The sequence below is a fragment of the Microbacterium sp. LWH7-1.2 genome (assembly GCF_038397755.1).
GTDB lineage: Bacteria > Actinomycetota > Actinomycetes > Actinomycetales > Microbacteriaceae > Microbacterium.
In genome coordinates this window covers 989428-1005040 of record NZ_CP151637.1, presented here as the reverse complement: position 1 = coordinate 1005040, position 15613 = coordinate 989428, and the positions used below count along the sequence as shown (strand labels likewise).

The 15613-nt window shown below is 69.7% G+C and carries 19 protein-coding genes; 11 read left to right on the top strand and 8 right to left on the bottom strand.

Annotated features, from left to right (window positions below; translation table 11 throughout):
- Positions 1–108 precede the first annotated feature (108 nt).
- Genes MRBLWH7_RS04805 through MRBLWH7_RS04795 form a run of 3 tightly spaced genes read left to right on the top strand, consistent with a single transcriptional unit; the run spans position 109 to position 1693 of the window.
- Positions 109–702 carry a sulfite oxidase-like oxidoreductase gene (locus MRBLWH7_RS04805; RefSeq protein WP_341999669.1) on the top strand — a complete coding sequence of 198 codons (594 nt, stop codon included), beginning with the start codon at positions 109–111 and terminating at the stop codon, positions 700–702.
- Entirely contained in the window at positions 699–1424 is a 726-nt protein-coding gene (locus MRBLWH7_RS04800; protein ID WP_342001918.1) for a ferredoxin reductase, read from the top strand. The genes MRBLWH7_RS04805 and MRBLWH7_RS04800 overlap by 4 nt, the downstream gene beginning before the upstream one ends.
- Positions 1424–1693 carry a DUF6510 family protein gene (locus MRBLWH7_RS04795; protein WP_341999667.1) on the top strand — a complete coding sequence of 90 codons (270 nt, stop codon included), beginning with the start codon at positions 1424–1426 and terminating at the stop codon, positions 1691–1693. The genes MRBLWH7_RS04800 and MRBLWH7_RS04795 overlap by 1 nt, the downstream gene beginning before the upstream one ends.
- 14 nt (positions 1694–1707) lie before the next feature.
- Here the strand turns inward: MRBLWH7_RS04795 and MRBLWH7_RS04790 are convergent, their stop codons facing one another.
- The gene (locus MRBLWH7_RS04790; RefSeq protein ID WP_341999665.1) at positions 1708–2628 is read right to left on the bottom strand and encodes an AEC family transporter; all 921 of its coding nucleotides are present in this window, start codon (positions 2626–2628) and stop codon (positions 1708–1710) included.
- Positions 2629–2716: 88 nt separating this feature from the next.
- On the opposite strand from MRBLWH7_RS04790, the gene MRBLWH7_RS04785 reads away from it, so the two are divergent.
- The 3 genes from MRBLWH7_RS04785 (at position 2717) to MRBLWH7_RS04775 (ending at position 5695) form a co-directional block, all read left to right on the top strand.
- Positions 2717–3166 (top strand): pyridoxamine 5'-phosphate oxidase family protein, encoded by a 450-nt coding sequence (locus tag MRBLWH7_RS04785; RefSeq protein WP_341999664.1) that lies wholly within the window; start codon positions 2717–2719, stop codon positions 3164–3166.
- Between the two features lie 674 nt (positions 3167–3840).
- Positions 3841–4707: an AraC family transcriptional regulator gene (locus MRBLWH7_RS04780; RefSeq protein ID WP_341999662.1), complete on the top strand. Its 867-nt coding sequence runs from the start codon at positions 3841–3843 to the stop codon at positions 4705–4707.
- A gap of 133 nt (positions 4708–4840) precedes the next feature.
- On the top strand, positions 4841–5695 hold the full coding sequence (locus MRBLWH7_RS04775) for an alpha/beta fold hydrolase (protein ID WP_341999660.1): 855 nt from the start codon (positions 4841–4843) through the stop codon (positions 5693–5695).
- Positions 5696–5716: 21 nt separating this feature from the next.
- Here the strand turns inward: MRBLWH7_RS04775 and MRBLWH7_RS04770 are convergent, their stop codons facing one another.
- Positions 5717–6277 carry a TetR/AcrR family transcriptional regulator gene (locus MRBLWH7_RS04770; protein WP_341999658.1) on the bottom strand — a complete coding sequence of 187 codons (561 nt, stop codon included), beginning with the start codon at positions 6275–6277 and terminating at the stop codon, positions 5717–5719.
- Between the two features lie 84 nt (positions 6278–6361).
- On the opposite strand from MRBLWH7_RS04770, the gene MRBLWH7_RS04765 reads away from it, so the two are divergent.
- Positions 6362–7087, top strand: a complete 726-nt coding sequence (locus MRBLWH7_RS04765) for a GNAT family protein (RefSeq protein WP_341999656.1) — start codon at positions 6362–6364, stop codon at positions 7085–7087.
- Positions 7088–7131: 44 nt separating this feature from the next.
- Here MRBLWH7_RS04765 and MRBLWH7_RS04760 read toward each other — a convergent pair whose 3' ends face one another.
- A complete protein-coding gene (locus MRBLWH7_RS04760) occupies positions 7132–7395 on the bottom strand; it encodes a DUF6458 family protein (RefSeq protein WP_341999654.1) in 264 nt (87 codons plus the stop codon).
- Between the two features lie 210 nt (positions 7396–7605).
- Here MRBLWH7_RS04760 and MRBLWH7_RS04755 point away from each other — a divergent pair, with 210 nt between their 5' ends.
- The 3 genes from MRBLWH7_RS04755 to MRBLWH7_RS04745 all read left to right on the top strand — a co-directional run bounded on the left by MRBLWH7_RS04755 (position 7606) and on the right by MRBLWH7_RS04745 (position 10808).
- Entirely contained in the window at positions 7606–8946 is a 1341-nt protein-coding gene (locus tag MRBLWH7_RS04755) for an MFS transporter (RefSeq protein ID WP_341999652.1), read from the top strand.
- 102 nt (positions 8947–9048) lie between these two features.
- Positions 9049–9969, top strand: a complete 921-nt coding sequence (locus MRBLWH7_RS04750; protein WP_341999650.1) for a pseudouridine-5'-phosphate glycosidase — start codon at positions 9049–9051, stop codon at positions 9967–9969.
- Positions 9969–10808 carry a PfkB family carbohydrate kinase gene (locus MRBLWH7_RS04745; protein ID WP_341999648.1) on the top strand — a complete coding sequence of 280 codons (840 nt, stop codon included), beginning with the start codon at positions 9969–9971 and terminating at the stop codon, positions 10806–10808. Before MRBLWH7_RS04750 ends, MRBLWH7_RS04745 begins: the two co-directional genes overlap by 1 nt.
- Before the next feature lie 6 nt (positions 10809–10814).
- Here the strand turns inward: MRBLWH7_RS04745 and MRBLWH7_RS04740 are convergent, their stop codons facing one another.
- On the bottom strand, positions 10815–11261 hold the full coding sequence (locus MRBLWH7_RS04740; RefSeq protein ID WP_341999646.1) for an SRPBCC domain-containing protein: 447 nt from the start codon (positions 11259–11261) through the stop codon (positions 10815–10817).
- Positions 11254–11640, bottom strand: a complete 387-nt coding sequence (locus MRBLWH7_RS04735) for a metalloregulator ArsR/SmtB family transcription factor (protein WP_341999644.1) — start codon at positions 11638–11640, stop codon at positions 11254–11256. The genes MRBLWH7_RS04740 and MRBLWH7_RS04735 overlap by 8 nt, the downstream gene beginning before the upstream one ends.
- A 90-nt stretch (positions 11641–11730) precedes the next feature.
- Here MRBLWH7_RS04735 and MRBLWH7_RS04730 point away from each other — a divergent pair, with 90 nt between their 5' ends.
- The gene (locus MRBLWH7_RS04730) at positions 11731–12333 is read left to right on the top strand and encodes a dihydrofolate reductase family protein (RefSeq protein WP_341999642.1); all 603 of its coding nucleotides are present in this window, start codon (positions 11731–11733) and stop codon (positions 12331–12333) included.
- Positions 12334–12340: 7 nt separating this feature from the next.
- Here the strand turns inward: MRBLWH7_RS04730 and MRBLWH7_RS04725 are convergent, their stop codons facing one another.
- Genes MRBLWH7_RS04725 through MRBLWH7_RS04715 form a run of 3 tightly spaced genes read right to left on the bottom strand, consistent with a single transcriptional unit; the run spans position 12341 to position 15577 of the window.
- A complete protein-coding gene (locus tag MRBLWH7_RS04725; RefSeq protein WP_341999640.1) occupies positions 12341–13102 on the bottom strand; it encodes an SGNH/GDSL hydrolase family protein in 762 nt (253 codons plus the stop codon).
- 42 nt (positions 13103–13144) lie between these two features.
- Complete coding sequence (locus MRBLWH7_RS04720) at positions 13145–14497, bottom strand: MFS transporter (protein ID WP_341999638.1); 1353 nt, start codon at positions 14495–14497, stop codon at positions 13145–13147.
- Positions 14498–14533: 36 nt separating this feature from the next.
- Positions 14534–15577: an LLM class flavin-dependent oxidoreductase gene (locus MRBLWH7_RS04715; RefSeq protein ID WP_341999636.1), complete on the bottom strand. Its 1044-nt coding sequence runs from the start codon at positions 15575–15577 to the stop codon at positions 14534–14536.
- Between the last annotated feature and the right edge of the window lie 36 nt (positions 15578–15613).

Sequence of the window (15613 nt, the reverse complement as noted above, 5' to 3'; positions counted from 1 at the left end):
ACGTGTGTTGCCCGATGCCCATCGCCTCAGAGGGCCGCGCCGCGCTAGCGTGTGCGTGTCCGTTCCCGCGAGCGTGCGCGCCCAGGCGGCGCGCAGGAGGAGGTTCCGATGGCCGTCGTGTCGAGAGGGTTCGGGGCGCGTCGCCGCGAGAGCGATCCGCGGCTGCCTCCCGGGCAGTACCTGACGGAGGACTTCCCGGTGCTGTCGGCCGGGCCGACGCCGAGGATCGAGCAGGATGAGTGGCGCTTCGGCATCCGCACCGAAGGCGGCGACGCGGTCTCCTGGACGTGGGACGAATTCATGGCCCTGCCCATCGAGGACGTCCACACCGACATCCACTGCGTGACCCGGTGGTCCAAACTCGGCACGTCGTGGCGCGGCGTGTCGCTCGACACGCTGCTCGACAGCGTCGACACGGTCGCCGAGTACGCGATGGCGCACTCCTACGGCGGCTACACCACCAACGTGCCGCTCGAGGATCTGCTGGGCGGGAAGGCGTGGGTGGCGTTCGAGTTCGAGGGGGAGCCCCTCGACCCCGAGCACGGCGGCCCGGCACGGCTGCTCGTGCCGCACCTGTACTTCTGGAAGAGCGCGAAGTGGGTCCGCGGGCTCACTCTCATGCAGGACGACGAGCCGGGTTTCTGGGAGCAGAACGGCTACAACATGCACGGCGACCCGTGGACCGAGGAGCGGTATTGGTGACGGTCGGCGGCTGGAGGCCGGGGAAGGTCGTCGACGCGGTGGCCGCGACGCCGTCGGCCCGCATCCTGCGACTGCACGTTCCGGGCTGGCCGGGCAACGACGCCGGCCAGCACGTCGACATCCGGCTCACCGCCGAGGACGGCTATCAGGCGGTGCGGTCGTACTCGCTCGGCTCGTACGGCACCGGCGACACGATCGAGCTCGCGGTCGACGAGATCCCCGAGGGCGAGGTGTCGCCGTACCTCGTCGAAGACGTGCTTCCCGGTGACGAGCTCGAGGTCAAGGGCCCGCTCGGCGGGTACTTCGTGTGGCACCCCGGGGGAGAGGAGCCGGTGCAGCTGATCGCGGGAGGATCCGGAATCGTGCCTCTGATGGCGATGGTGCGGGCCGCGACGGATGCTGGGGCGGCAGCTTCCGTCCGTCTGCTCTACTCCGTCCGCACTGCGAATGACGCGATATATCGCGAGGAGCTGGAACAGCTGACCGTTGACGGGGGAGTCGGGCTGGCCTGGCGGTACACCCGCGCGGCGCCCGACAACTGGGCAGGGCGGGTCGGGCGGCTCGACGACGACGCCCTGCGCGAGGCGACCTGGGAGCCGGGCCGCGAGCCGATCGTCTACGTGTGCGGGCCCACGGGGTTCGTCGAACACGTCGCCGACGCGCTCGTCGGTTTAGGTCATGAGCCTGCTCGGATCAGGACCGAACGTTTCGGAGGTGCATGATGCGTGCGGAGAACGCCGCAAGCGTCGTCGACGGCAACGCCGCGGCGGGGATGCTGTGGGACGTGTTCGGCGCGGACGTCACCGCGCTCGTCGGCGTGTGCGGCGGGTGCGGTGACGCTTCGGCGCTTGCCGAGGCCGTCGTCGAGCTCGATGAGACCGCGGCGATCGTCCGTTGCCGTTCCTGTACGCACACGCTGTTCACCGTGCTCCGCGACGGAGACCGGGTGCGGCTCGTCTTGGGGATGCTGCACGAGATCGTGCGGCCGTGACCTGCTGAAGCGGGTCAGCCCAGGAGCAGGGTGACGAGAATCAGCACGGGGACGCAGCCGATCGTCGTGAGGAACACGGTGTCGCGGGAGATCGTCTCGCCGACGTCGTAGCGCTGCGAGTAGTTGAAGACGTTCTGCGCGGTGGGCAGGGCAGCGAGCACAGTGACGATGAGCACGTCGTGCGGCGAGAGGCCGAACACGAGCTCGGCGACCGCCCAGGCGATCACCGGCATCGCGACGAGCTTCAGGGTCGTGGCGAGGACGATGTCGCGGCGGCGGCCCGACGCTCCCAGCACACGCTGTCCGTGCAGCGAGATGCCATAGGCGATCAAGAGGATCGGCACGCACGCGTTCGCGATGAGCACGGCCGGCTCCATCACGATGGGCGGCAGTTCGATCCCCAGCACGGAGACGAGTGTGCCGAGCACGGAGCCGACCACGATCGGGTTGGTCGCCACGCGGGCCACCGCACGCCAGAGCGATGCGCGGGCGGTGGTGACAGCATCCAGGATCGCCATCGTGATGGGCGTGAACACCAGCAGCTGCATGAGGATCACCGGCGCGGGATACGCCGCGCTGCCGAGGAGATACAGCGACAGCGGGATGCCGATGTTGTTGGAGTTGACCTGCCCCGCGCTGAGGGCGCCGATCACGGTCTCGCCGGCGGAGCGTCGCCAGACGAGGCGGGCGACGATCGCGTAGACGAGGATCACCGCCACGGCGGCGATGGCAGACACCGGCAGGAGCGCCGAGAAGAGCGTCTGGACGTCGGCCTGTGCAAGGACGACGAACAGCAGGAACGGCGAGAGGACGAAGAACGTGAGCCGTGCGAGCACTGGGCGCGCGTGTTCGCCGAGCAGGTCGATGCGGCCCAGGATCCAGCCCACGAGGATAGCCACGCCCACCACGACGAACCCGGTGAGCGATTCCAGCATGCTCCGAGCCTAGGAAATCGTTCTCTGGTGAGCGAATCGCGTGCCGTCGGATGGCAGACTGGCACGCGCCGACCCAAGGGAGCAACGGATGCCTGAACCTCGTGACCGCGTGACCCGCACGGCCGATCTGCTCGCGGCGCTGACGGCCCCGGCGGCCGACGTCTGGGTGGCGACCGCGTCGCCGGACGCGGCGCCGCATCTCGTGCCGCTGTCCCTCGCGTGGATCGGGGACCGGGCGGTCATCGCCTTGCAGGAGCGGTCGGTGACTGCTCGCAACCTCGGCGCGTCGGGTGTCGCACGGCTGGCGCTCGGCCCGACGCGCGACGTGGCGATGATCGACGTCGTGCTCGAGCGGGCCGCAGGCGTCGACGACGACGCCCCGCTCGGTGAGGCGTACGCGGCACAGGCCGACTGGGACCCGCGCGGGCTCGCCGGCTACGTGTTCCTGGTGTTGCGGCCGACGCGCATCCAGGCATGGCGCGAGTCGAACGAGCTCGCCGGCCGCGTGCTCATGCGGGACGGCGACTGGGTCGTCTGAGCGGCCTACGCCGATACGAGCCCGACCCGGCGGTAGGCGCCGCGCAAGACGGATGCTGCGACCCGGAGTCGCGGTGGAACTACAGCCGTGTAACACGCGCAAGGAAAGTCATCCGGTTGACTCTGTCATCTTCGGCGACGGTCGCGCGATGAGTTTGTGTGCAGGTTCGGTCGTGAATCTCTGTGGGCGGAACCCCTTCTGAGAATCTCTTCTGGCGCGGGGGGCATGGAAGGGGTTCCGATCCCGCCGCTTCGCGAACTGCGCCGATAATGCACATTATGTCAGCTGGAACTTGTGCTCTTTGCCAGATTCGCAATTGCTGCAGAAACGGGTATCGCTAGGCGCCCTCCCCTGAAAGGTGGTCTGACCAGGGATTGTCGCCCATGGGAATGCTGTGCCTCACAGCGCCTCGCGTGGGCGGCCGATCAGCCTACGGCCACGGCGCGTATCCGCTGGGCGATCTCCTCCAAGCGCTGGGTCGAGTTCCTCCGTGGGTATCGCACCCGAAACCCGTTCGGGGTCTGCGCGAGCGCGTCCGAGCACTTCTCGACCAGCTCGCAGATCCGCCGGAGAACCCGCCCTTCTGACATCAGGTGCGGCACGATCGAATCGAACCGTGATAGTCGGGTGCTCCGTTGAGCGTCCGACGAGGCTTGGGTGTCGAAGGAGGAACAGTGATCGCGATTCTCAACCGTGTGATCGAGCTCGTCGAGGCAGACCTGTCGGAAGACGTCGATCTCGCCGGCGTCGTCGGAAGTCTCGGCACCACCGAGTACCACGTCCGCCGCATGTTCGCGTCGCTCGCGGGCATGCCGTTGTCGGAGTACATCCGACGTCGGCGCATGTCCGTCGCCGCCGGCGACCTGCTCGGCGATGGGGAGATGCTCGACATCGCTGTGCGCTACGGCTACGGCTCCACGGAGGCGTTCGGTCGCGCGTTCCGGGCGGTCCACGGTGCCAGCCCCGCTGACGTGCGCCGCGACGGCGGTCCCCTTCGATCGCAACCGCAGCTCAGGTTCCGCCTGACCGTAGAAGGGAACACACCCATGGACACCCGTATCGCCGACAGGCCGGCATTCCAGCTCGTCGGCCATGCCGCACGTGTGCCCCTCATCCATGAGGGCGTCAATCCGCACATCCAGGCGCACATCGCCGCGCTCCCCATCAGCGAGCACGCCCGGCTCAAGGGCCTCAGCAGCACCGAACCGGCCGGGCTCCTCCAGGTCAGCGCCGACGTCGATCCCGACTATGCCGAGGGAACGCAACTGACCTATCTCCACGGTGTCGCGGTGGGTGAGGACGAGTCCCCTCCCGACGATCTGGACGTGATCGGGGTCCCGGCCGGTGCGTGGGCGGTCTTCCGCACGGAAGGGCCCTACCCCGCCGCACTGCAATCCACCTGGGCGGCGACAGCGAGCGACTGGTTCCCGTCGAACCCCTGGCGCCTTCGGCCGGGCCCGTCCATCGTGGCGGTGCTCGATCGCTCCCCCGACTTCAGCTCCGCGACCTGCGAGCTGTGGCTGCCGGTGGAACGCGAGTAGTCGGAGCGGCAGCGGAGCGCGCGGCGTGAAGCGGCCGCAGGCACCGACCACACGCTGCCGCCTTCCCTGAAGCGTACGCCGTGAAGTCGAGCAGGAGGTTGATGTGCCGACGCGTCTCTGCGACGGTACTGGCATGACGGATCCGACAGCCCCCGTTTCCGCCGCCGAGACCGGCTATGTCGCACTCGGTGAGCTTCGCATGTACTACGAAGTCCATGGCGCCGCCACCGACGGCACACCGCTGGTGTTGCTGCACGGCGGTCTGTTCGACATCGAGCAGCAGTTCGGCGCACTCATCCCAGCGCTCGCGGCAGGACGGCGAGTCATCGCGGTCGATTTCCAGGGCCACGGGCGCACGAACGACATCGACCGGCCGTTCTCGGCGGCCGCCTTCGCCGGTGACGTGCTGGCCGTGCTCGACCACCTCGCCGTCGAGCGCGCAGACATCCTCGGCTTCAGCGTCGGCGGGGCGGTTGCGCTCGATCTCGCCATCGAGCACCCGGAGCGGGTCAGGAGAGTCATCATCTCCTCGACCTCGTTCGCCGCATCCGGCATGCGCGGGTCCGAGAACGCGGACGCGGTCGCCGCCATGACCGTCGACATGATCGCCGGCACCCCGATGGAAGCGGCCTACCTGGCGAAGTCGCCCCACCCCGACTTGCAACACCTTCAAGTGCTGCTCGACAAGCTCGGTGCCACGTACCAGAGCGGGTTCCCGGATCGCACCGAAGCAGAGATTCGCGCGATCGAGGCACCGACGCTCATCACCGTCGGTGACGCCGACATGGTCTCGCTCGACCATGCGGTCGAGTTCCTGCGCCTGCGCGGCGGCGACGTGAACGGCGATTTCGTCGGCGTCCCGGCATCCCAGCTCGCGGTGTTTCCAGGTACGACCCACTTTTTCGGGCTGGCGCGAGTGGACCTGGTCCGTGATGTGGTCGTCGGATTCCTCGACGCTCCATCCGCTGAGGGTGGCCCAGCCAATTGAGGGACGTGCTCCATCCCGGGGCTAAGGGAGGATCGACTGCACGATCCGGTCGAGGGCATCGCGAGTCGGCCGCGCGTCTCCTGCGCTCACATAGAGGAGGTGCGCACTTCCCACGAGGGTGAGCGCCAGGGCGGGAATGTCGGCGTCTTCGGGAATCCAGCCGACCTCACGCTCGGCGGCGAGGACGTCGGCTACCACCGACGTGGTGTCGGCGAACAGCGGGACCTCCGGGGATCCGTCGCGTTGCAGCCTGCGGCGCAATCGCTCGCGGGTGATCAGGATGCTCGCGAGGCCCAGCATCGTCGGAGTGAAGACCTGCTCGAGCACATCCGTCACCGCTGCGGACGCCGAGTCCGCGACGAGAGGCTCGATGTTCTCGATCCGCCGCCTCTCTTCGCCGACGAGCGCGCCGAGGTAGTCGTCGAAGTCGGCGAAATGGCGGTGCAACACCCCCTTCGCGACGCCGGAGGTTTCTGTCACCGCCCGGGAGGTCAGTGCGCCCGCCCCGTCTGACGACAGCACGCGACGTCCCGCGTCCAGCAGAAGTGTGCGTGCGTCGTGAAGCGCTTGTCCGGTCGGCAAGATTCCTCCTGATGGGCGTGCGCCCACTTGAATGGGCGCACGCCCACTGTACGAGATGCTCGACGCGTCAGTCAGCTCCCCCTGATGGCCTCCCCCGACGTCTGGCAGACTGCCGAGATGCCGCACACCGACCCGCTCGCGCGTCTCTGGCCGGCCTCGGCGGTTTCGGTGGGCGCGGGCGACCTCGAACTCCGATGGATCGACGACACGGTCCTCGTGCAGCTCGCGGAGCTCGCCGGTCGCGGCATCCATGATCCGAACGCCATGCCGTTCGAGCATCCCTGGAGTCGTGGCACAGCCGACGAGGTCGCGCGAAGTGTGCTCACCTTCCAGTGGGGCATGCGCAGTCGCATCGCCCAGGACGCGTTCGTGCTGGAGCTCGCGGTACTCGAGAACGGCGAGCCGGTCGGCGTACAGGGGCTCACCGCCGGCGACTGGCCGGTGCTGCGTCGCGTCACCACCGGGTCCTGGCTCGGCCGCGAGCATCAGGGACGGGGCATCGGCACCCGGATGCGGATGCTCGCGCTGCACCTGGCATTCGAGGGGCTCGGCGCCCGAGAGGCGACATCGGGTGCCTTCGTCGACAACGCCCCCTCCAACGCCGTGTCGCGACGAGTCGGCTACGAGTCCGACGGCGCGTTCCATGTCGCCCGCGAGGGCATTCCGGTGCTGCACAACCGCTTCGTGATGTCGCGCGAACGCTGGGACTCACTCCGCGGTGAGCATGCCACGCGACTGGGCGATCCGGTCGAGCTGCGGGGCGTGGAGGGGCTTCGCGCCCAGATCGAGCCGTCGATCGCCGGGCACTGACGAACCGGCCGCGGACGCCGCAGCGTCCGCGGCCGGACGATGGTTCAGAGGCCGGCGGCGTCGTCGGTGGTGCTCGTGCTCCGGCGTGTGACCTGCTCGTTGACGTTGGGGTCGACGGCGGTGCGCGTGACGGATTCCGATCGCCGACGGCGCGCCAGCAGAACGATGCCGACCACGAAGATGACGGCTCCCGCACCCATGAGGATGTAGCCGATCATGTCGAGATTCACCCACTCCAGTTCCACGTTCACCGCGAACGCGAGGATCGCTCCGATGGCGAAGAGAGCGATGCCTGCTCCGATACTCATGCGAGGTGTCCTTTCCGGGGCGCGGCGATGAGCCTTCCCCTGCTTCGGGACGAGGAGTCCCACTTGTACGGTCCCGCAGCTGACCCGCCCTGCGGGAGGGGGTTGACATGAGACGGATGCTGCCGCAATGAGCAGGTGCGGCTGCTCGGGTCCTCCATCCGCTGGATGGCGGCGGGCGGCAGTATCCGTCTCGGTGACTACTGTGGAAGGGTGCACAGTCTGTCCCGTCCTCGCACGACGGGACCGGGGGCATATGCGTGGGTGATCTGGACGGTCGGCGTCGCCGGATACGTCCTTGCGATCACCAACCGCTCGTCCCTGAGCGCGGTGGGCGTTGACGCGGCGGCGCGTTTCGACGCCGACGCCGCCACGCTGTCTCTCTTCGCGGTGGTGCAGCTCGCGGTATACGGCGGCATGCAGATCCCGATCGGCGTGCTGCTCGACCGATACGGTGCCCGGCCGATCATGACGGCCGGGATGCTGCTGATGGCGGTGGGACAGCTCACCATGGCGATCTCGCCCAGCGTCGGGGTGGCGATCCTCGCGCGCATGCTTCTGGGAGCCGGTGACGCCGCGATCTTCCCGGGGGTGCTGCGACTCATCGCGACGTGGTTCCCCGCGCAGCGCGGCCCGATCATGGTGCAGCTGACCGGCATCGTGGGGCAGGCCGGCCAGCTCGTGGCGCTGATCCCGCTCGCGGCGCTGCTGCACGCCACGTCCTGGACGATCACGTTCGGCAGCATCGCCGGCCTCGGCGTGCTGTTCGCGATCCTCGTGTTCCTCCTGATCCGCAACCACCCTGCGGACCGCGACGAAGACGTGTCGGTCGACACCGACACCGGCGCGATCCGGGTCGTGACGTCGTCGATCGACACCGGCGTCGGCATCCGCGCGGCGTGGGCGCACCCGGGGACGCGCCTGGCGTTCTGGTCGCACTTCACGACGCCGTTCGCGGGCACTGCGTTCGTCCTCCTGTGGGGCATGCCGTTCCTCACCGCCGGGGAAGGCCTCAGCACCGCCGGAGCCGCGTCCATCATGTCGCTGTACGTCGTCGTGGGTATGGCGCTCGGCCCGATCATGGGCGAGCTGTCACGGCGCAACCCGCATCTGCGGTCACGCGCATTGGTGCTCCCGACCGTCGCGGTGCAGGCGGTCGTGTGGGTCGCCGTCATCGCGTACCCCGGTCCTGTGCCGCTGTGGCTGCTGATCGCGCTCGCCGTCGCCCTCGCGACCGGCGGACCCGCATCGATGATCGCCTTCGACCATGCCCGCACGCACAACCCCTCGCATCGGCTCAGCACGGCGACAGGGGTGACCAACGCCGGCGGCTTTCTCGCGGCGCTGGTCGCGATCCTCCTCATCGGTCTCGCGCTCGACCTGCAGGGCGCCGGCACGCCCGCGACGTACCACCTCGACGCATTCCGCCTGGCGTTCCTCATGCAGGTGCCGCTGTGGGCACTCGGCACCACGTTCATCCTCATCGAGCGCAAGTCCACGCGCATCCGCCTGGGGATGGATCCGCCGCGACCCCCTCGACGCCCACGCGGCTGAGCGCCGGCGTCGCGCGACTCGAGCCCGCGTGTGGGTCAGGTGGCGGCATCCGCTCGATACTGTGTCCCTGTCCGGGCAGGAAGAACTGCCCCGACCGAAAGGATGCCCGTGTCCGATCCCCTCGTCATCGCTCCGGAGGTGCGCGACGCCGTCGCATCGGGCGATCCCGTGCTCGCACTCGAGTCCACGATCTTCACCCACGGCCTGCCGCGGCCGCGCAATGTCGTGGTCGCCCTCGAAGCCGAGGCCCGCGTGCGGGCGCTGGGCGTCGTCCCCGCGACGATCGGCATCGTGGACGGCCGGCCCACCGTCGGCCTCTCACCCGACGAGATCGAGCGCCTCTCGACGATCGAGGGCGTCGTGAAGGCGAGCGTGCGCGATGTGCCGGTCGCGGTGGTCAAGGGGCTGAGCGCCGGCACCACTGTCGCCGCCACGGCGCATCTCGCGGCGAGGGCGGGCGTGCGGGTCTTCTCGACCGGAGGACTCGGCGGCGTGCACCGGGGCGCCTCGCAGACCTTCGACGAGTCCGCCGACCTGCCGACTCTCGCCGGCCTCCCGCTCGTGGTGGTGAGTGCGGGCGTCAAATCGATCCTGGACATCGCGCTGACCCTCGAGCGGCTCGAGACCTTGAACCTCGCCGTGGTGGGCTACCGCACCACGGACTATCCCGGCTTTTACATAGTCGACTCCGGACACGACGTCGAGTACTCGGTGGAGTCCCCCGCCGAGATCGCCGCGATCGCGCGCACGCGGGATGCCCTGGGCATCACGTCGACGCTGCTGGTCGCCAATCCGGTGGCCGCGGATCGCCAGCTCGACCCGGCGCTGCATGACGACGTGCTCGCGAGAGCGCTCGCTGCGGCCGGCGCCGAGGGGATCTCGGGGCACTCCACGACGCCGTTCCTGCTCGACTTCTTCCAGCGCGAGACGGGCGGACGCAGCCTCGACGTCAACGTCTCCGTCTACCGCGGGAACGTCGACCTGGGCGCGCGCATCGCGCAGGCGCTCGCCGGCGACGCCTGATGCTCGTCGTGATCGGCGATCTCGTCGCCGACCTGATCGTCCTCGGGGCCGCGGCGCTCGAGCGCGGCACGGACAACCCCGCTGAGGTGCGCCTGACGCGGGGAGGAAGCGGCGCGAACGTCGCGGTCGCGGCTGCGGCGCGGCATCCGTCCCGCTTCATCGGCCGTGTCGGCGACGACACCCTCGCCCACACGCTGGTCGGGGAGCTCGAAGCCGCCGGAGTCGACGCCAAGGTGCAGCGGCACGGTCGCACCGGCTCGATCGTCGTGCTCGTCGACGCCGTGGGCGAGCGCACCATGATCACCGACCGTGGCGCCGCGGCCGAGCTCGACGACATCGATCCGGCGTGGCTCGCCGACGCCGATTGGGTCCACGTGCCGCTGTACGGCTTCGCGACGGCGCGCTCGGCGCGGGCGGTGACGGATGCTGCGACCCGGGCGTCCGCGCGGGGTGCCCGGCTGAGCCTCGACCTGTCGAGCGTGGCGACGATGCGCGCGCTCGGCGGTGAGAGGCTCCGGCGTGTGCTCGCGGAGCTTCGCCCTGAGGTCGTGTTCGCGAACGAGGGCGAGGCGCATCTGGCCCGCGAACTCGGTGTGGAGCGCAGTGGGGTGGTGTATGTGGTCAAGCGGGGCGCCGAACCTGTGCTGGTCACCGCTGGCGGGGCGACGACGGAGGTGCCCGTCGAAAGGGTGGACGACGTCCTCGACTCGACCGGCGCGGGCGACGCCTTCGCAGCGGGTTTCATCGTGGCGGCGCTGGAGGGCGCCGACCCGCGCGAGAGCGCCCGGGCGGGCAGCGTGCTCGCGGTGAGTGCGCTGCGCCGGCCGGGCGCTCTGTGAGGGCGCTCAGACAGTCTGAAGGCGTTCGAGCACGCCCTCGATGTCATCGATGAACGAGTTGTAGCCGGCGATGGTCGCGGCGACCTGCTCGTCGGAGAAGTCGCTGCGGTCCTGGCGGATCGTGAGAACCGTGCCGTCGCCGGACTCCTCGAGGTCGAACAGCACGGGGAGCCCGGCGTCGTCACCCGGCTGGTCGGTCAGCGTCATCGCGAGGTGCGACGGCGGCTCGACCACCTTGTACTCCCCCGCCCAGTCGATGCGGGTGCCGTCGGGCAGCAGCATCACGGCGCGGAAGGCGCCCCCCGGACGCACGTCCATCATGAGGCTGTCCTGCGGCACCTCGACGGCGGCCGTGCCGAACCACACGGCGAAGTGCTCGGGCTTCGTCAAGGTCTCGAACACCAGTTCGCGCGGCGCCCGCAGGGTGCGCGTGACGGTGAAGTACTCAGTCATGGTCGTTCTCCTTCTCGATAGGTGCGGCGGTGCCGCCGGTCGGTGTGCGGGGCGCCCCGAACTGCTGCAGGGCGTTGAGGTACTGATCGAGGGCATCCAGGCTGTCCTCCCAGAACTGCGCGTACCCCCCGATCCAGTCGGATGCCGCCGCCAGGGGCCGGGCGTCGAGCCGGGCCGGGCGGTACTGGGCGTTGCGGCCCCGTACGACGAGCCCCGCCCCCTCGAGGACGCGCAGGTGCTTCGACACCGCGGCGAAGGTCATGTCGAACGGCTCGGCGAGTTCGCCCACCGTCGCCTCGCCTTCGCTGAGCCGCGCGAGCATCGCGCGACGCGTCGGGTCGGCGAGGGCTGCGAAGGTGCGGCTCAGTGCGTCGGTCATCGCGCCTCCTTCATTCAACTGATTGGTATAGTACCACTTGGTTGAATATGTCGTCAAGCATCTGTCCGACGTGCGCGCTAGCGTGACCGCATGCCCCGCGTCATTTACTACACCGCCTCCACGCTCAACGGCTTCCTCGCCGACGATCACGACTCGCTCGACTGGCTTTTCGCCGCACCCGGCGGCGAGGGAGGCGACGAGGACTTCCAGCGGTTCCTTTCGGGCATCGGCGTGCTCGTGCAGGGTTCGTCGACCTACCGATGGGTGCTCGAGCACGAGGACCTGGTCGCACACCCCGAGAAGTGGCCCTCGTACTACGGCGACCGCCCGACGTGGGTGTTCACGAGCAAGGATCAGCCGGTCGTGCCGGGCGTCGACATCCGGTTCTCGGCGGGCGACGTTCGCGAGACGTGGCCGCAGATCCGGGACGCGGCGGGCGACCGCGACGTCTGGATCGTGGGTGGTGGCGACCTCGCGGGTCAATTCGCCGATGCGGGACTGCTCGACGAGATCCGCGTCTCGATCGCCCCGGCGACCTTGCCGTCCGGCAAGCCCCTCCTCCCCCGGAGCCTCGGTGCCGACCGTCTGGAGCTGACCGCGGTGCGGCAGGCGGGCGCCTTCGCCGAGCTGACTTATACGGTGACGGGCGGCCCCGGAGCCGACCGCGCGCAGGACGAAGCGCCTGCTCGCTGACGGTCGGTCAGCGGGCGGTCGGCGCGATCTCCGTCCACTGACCGAACTTCGGCTCGCGTCCGTCGCCCGACGATGTGCCCGCCAAGCGGCGCCTCACCCACGGGCCGACGTGCTCGCGGTAGTAGGCCGCGCCGCGCGAGCCCATCGGGGGCAGCGGCGGCTGCGACCACCATTCCGGCACCGGTTCGACGCCGAGCGAGCTCAGCACGCGCGCGGCGACGCGGTGGTGCCCGCGCGAGTTCATGTGCAGGCGGTCCTCGGACCAGTACGGCGGCGTCGCCAGCTCCTCGTCGAACCAGTTGTACGCCTGCACGACGTCGGTGCGCTCGGCAAGACGCGCCTCGACGGCGTGCGACAGCAGGTCGCCGCGTCGCTGGATCACGCGCTTCAGCGGCAGCTGGGCCGTCGGGTTGGCCCCCGAGAGCACGATGAGCTGGACGCCCTCCTCGTCGCAGCGGCGCAGCACCTTCTCGAAGGCCGCCAGCACGTGCGCGACGCTCGTGCGGGGGCGCAGCATGTCGTTGCCGCCGCCGTTGAACGACAGGTGCGTCGGCTTCAGCGCGAGCGCCGGCTCGAGCTGCTGCTCGACGATCGGCCAGACGAGCTTGCCGCGGATCGCAAGGTTGGCGTACTCGACACGCGCGCCGGTGGCATTCGCCCACCCCTGCGCGACGAGGTCGGCCCAGCCGCGGACATGTCCGTCGGGGAGCTCATCGCCCACGCCCTCGGTGAACGAGTCGCCGATCGCGACGTATCGAACGGATGCCACGGGCTCAAGCCTACGACCGGCAGGGCGCGCGTCCGGCCACACTCAGCGGTCGTCGAGCGCGATCCCCCGGCGATCGACGAGTCCCCACGCCGCCGCCGCAGCGACGGCGAAGAAGGCCGCGAACACGACGAACAGCACGGGCGCGCCGCCGGCGACGAGGAGCGCCGGCACGACCAGGGGTGCCACGATCGACGCGATACGCCCGACCCCGGCCGCCCAGCCCGAGCCGGTGGCGCGCAGCGACGTCGGGTACATCTCCGGAGTCACGGCGTACAGCGCGCCCCATGCGCCGAGGTTGAAGAACGACAGCGCCATGCCGGCAGCGATGATCGCGCCGGCTCCGGACGCGGTGCCGAACAAGACCGCCGACGCCGCCGAGCCGACGAGGAAGACCGAAAGAGTCGCGCGACGCCCCCACACCTCGATGAGCCAGGCTGCCACCGCGTATCCGGGCAGTTGCGCCAGTGTGATGATCAGAGTGAAGCCGAAGGACCGCACGAGGTCGTACCCCTGGGCGACCAGGATCGACGGGATCCAGATGAACGCGCCGTAATACGAGAAGTTGACGCAGAACCACACCAGCCAGAGGCACGCGGTGCGGACGCGGAACTCGGGCGACCACAGTGTGCCGAGTCGCTGCCCGAGGGAGGTCGCGGCGGCGGGGGGCGCCGTCGTCCCTCCCGTGGGGGCGGGCGCGGGCACGCCGGCGGCATCTTCGAACGAGCGCACGACGGACTCCGCGTGGCCGATGCGCCCACGTCGCTCGAGCCAGCGCGCCGACTCCGGCAGGCCCCACCGCACGATGAGGGCGTACAACGCGGGAACGGCGCCGAGTGCGAAGGCCCAGCGCCAGCCGTCCTCGGAGGCGGGGATCACGAAGTAGCCGATGAGCGCGGCGAGGGTCCAGCCGACCGCCCAGAAGGCCTCGAGGATCACGATCAGCCGCCCCCGCATGCGCGCGGGAGCGAATTCGCTCACGTAGGTGCTTGCGACCGGCAGCTCGGCGCCCAATCCCAGACCGACGAGGAACCGCAGCACCAGGAGTGCGGCGAGCCCGCCCACGAGCGCACTGGCGCCGGTTGCGAGCCCGTACACGAGCAAGGTGAGGGCGAACACCTGACGGCGCCCGAACCGGTCGGCGAGCAGACCGCCGACGCTGGCGCCGATCGCCATGCCCACGAAGCCGACCGAGGCGATCCAGCTCGCCTCGGTCGGTGTGAGACTCCACTGCGCGGCCAGCGCCGCGATGATGAACGAGATGAGGCCGACGTCCATCGCGTCCAGCGCCCATCCGATCCCCGAACCGGTGAGCACGCGCAGGTGCTTGCGGGTGAACGGCAGCCGGTCGAGGCGCTCGGAGAGCGTCGACGAGGCGCGGGTGGCGGCATCCGTCATAGCGTCATGGTACGGATGCCGAAGCCCACGTGGCGCTTACGACAGCATGTCGCGCACGCGAGGGGCCACCTCGGTGCCGAACAGCTCGATGGAGCGCATCATCTTCTCGTGCGAGAGCGTGCCGGTCGAGAACTTCATGTCGAAGCGCGAGGCGCTCAGCGTCTGAACAGTGGCGGCGATCTTGCGGGCGACCGTCTCGGGCGAGCCGACGTACAGCGCGCCCTCGGGCCCGACATCGTGCTGGAAGCGGAGCCGGTTGTACGTCGGCCAGCCGCGCTCGCGGCCGATGGAGTTGTTCATCGCCTCGAAGCCCTCGTACGCCTCGTCCCAGGCCTGCTGATCGGTCTCGGCGACGTGGCCCGGCGAGTGCACCCCGACCGGCAGCTGCGGTTGCTCGAAGCTGTCGAGCGACCGGCGGTACAGTTCGGCGAAGGGCGCGAAGCGCCCGGCGGGTCCGCCGATGATCGCGAGCATGAGCCCGTACCCGTAGCGCGCGGCGCGTACGGCCGACTCGGGGGTGCCTCCCACGCCGACCCAGGCGCGCAGGCCGTTCTCGGTCTTCGGGAACACGTCGGCGGCGTCGAGAGATGCACGGAGCGTCCCGCTCCAGGTGACGGGCTTCTCCGTCAGCAGCTGCGAGAAGAGGTCGAGCTTCTCGTCGAACAGCGCCTCGTAGTCGCGCAGGTCGTACCCGAACAAGGGGAACGACTCGATGAAGGATCCGCGGCCGAGGATGACCTCGGCGCGCCCGTTCGAGACGGCATCCAGGGTCGAGAACCGCTCGAAGACACGCACGGGGTCGTCGCTCGACAGCACGGTGACCGCGGTGCCGAGGTGGATGCGCTCCGTGCGCGCCGCCGCGGCCGCGAGCACGATCTCGGGGCTCGACACGGCGAACTCGCGGCGGTGGTGCTCCCCCACCCCGAAGAACGACAGGCCGACGCGGTCGGCGAGAACGGCCTGCTCGACGACGTTGCGGATCGTCTGGGCACCGCTGATCAGCTCGCCGGAGGCGTCGCGGGTCACGTCGCCGAAGGTGTCGAGTCCGAGTTCGATCGTGGCAGGGTCGACAGAGGTCATGTTGTGCTTCTCCTTCTATGCATCTGCATGAACCGG

Coding starts and splice junctions, on each gene's coding strand:
- MRBLWH7_RS04805 (WP_341999669.1), top strand. CDS start 109: ATGGCCGTCGTGTCGAGAGGGTTCGGGGCGCGTCGCCGCGAGAGCGAT.
- MRBLWH7_RS04795 (WP_341999667.1), top strand. CDS start 1,424: ATGCGTGCGGAGAACGCCGCAAGCGTCGTCGACGGCAACGCCGCGGCG.
- MRBLWH7_RS04790 (WP_341999665.1), bottom strand. CDS start 2,628: ATGCTGGAATCGCTCACCGGGTTCGTCGTGGTGGGCGTGGCTATCCTC.
- MRBLWH7_RS04785 (WP_341999664.1), top strand. CDS start 2,717: ATGCCTGAACCTCGTGACCGCGTGACCCGCACGGCCGATCTGCTCGCG.
- MRBLWH7_RS04775 (WP_341999660.1), top strand. CDS start 4,841: ATGACGGATCCGACAGCCCCCGTTTCCGCCGCCGAGACCGGCTATGTC.
- MRBLWH7_RS04765 (WP_341999656.1), top strand. CDS start 6,362: ATGGCCTCCCCCGACGTCTGGCAGACTGCCGAGATGCCGCACACCGAC.
- MRBLWH7_RS04760 (WP_341999654.1), bottom strand. CDS start 7,395: ATGAGTATCGGAGCAGGCATCGCTCTCTTCGCCATCGGAGCGATCCTC.
- MRBLWH7_RS04750 (WP_341999650.1), top strand. CDS start 9,049: ATGCCCGTGTCCGATCCCCTCGTCATCGCTCCGGAGGTGCGCGACGCC.
- MRBLWH7_RS04745 (WP_341999648.1), top strand. CDS start 9,969: ATGCTCGTCGTGATCGGCGATCTCGTCGCCGACCTGATCGTCCTCGGG.
- MRBLWH7_RS04740 (WP_341999646.1), bottom strand. CDS start 11,261: ATGACTGAGTACTTCACCGTCACGCGCACCCTGCGGGCGCCGCGCGAA.
- MRBLWH7_RS04735 (WP_341999644.1), bottom strand. CDS start 11,640: ATGACCGACGCACTGAGCCGCACCTTCGCAGCCCTCGCCGACCCGACG.
- MRBLWH7_RS04730 (WP_341999642.1), top strand. CDS start 11,731: ATGCCCCGCGTCATTTACTACACCGCCTCCACGCTCAACGGCTTCCTC.
- MRBLWH7_RS04720 (WP_341999638.1), bottom strand. CDS start 14,497: ATGACGGATGCCGCCACCCGCGCCTCGTCGACGCTCTCCGAGCGCCTC.
- MRBLWH7_RS04715 (WP_341999636.1), bottom strand. CDS start 15,577: ATGACCTCTGTCGACCCTGCCACGATCGAACTCGGACTCGACACCTTC.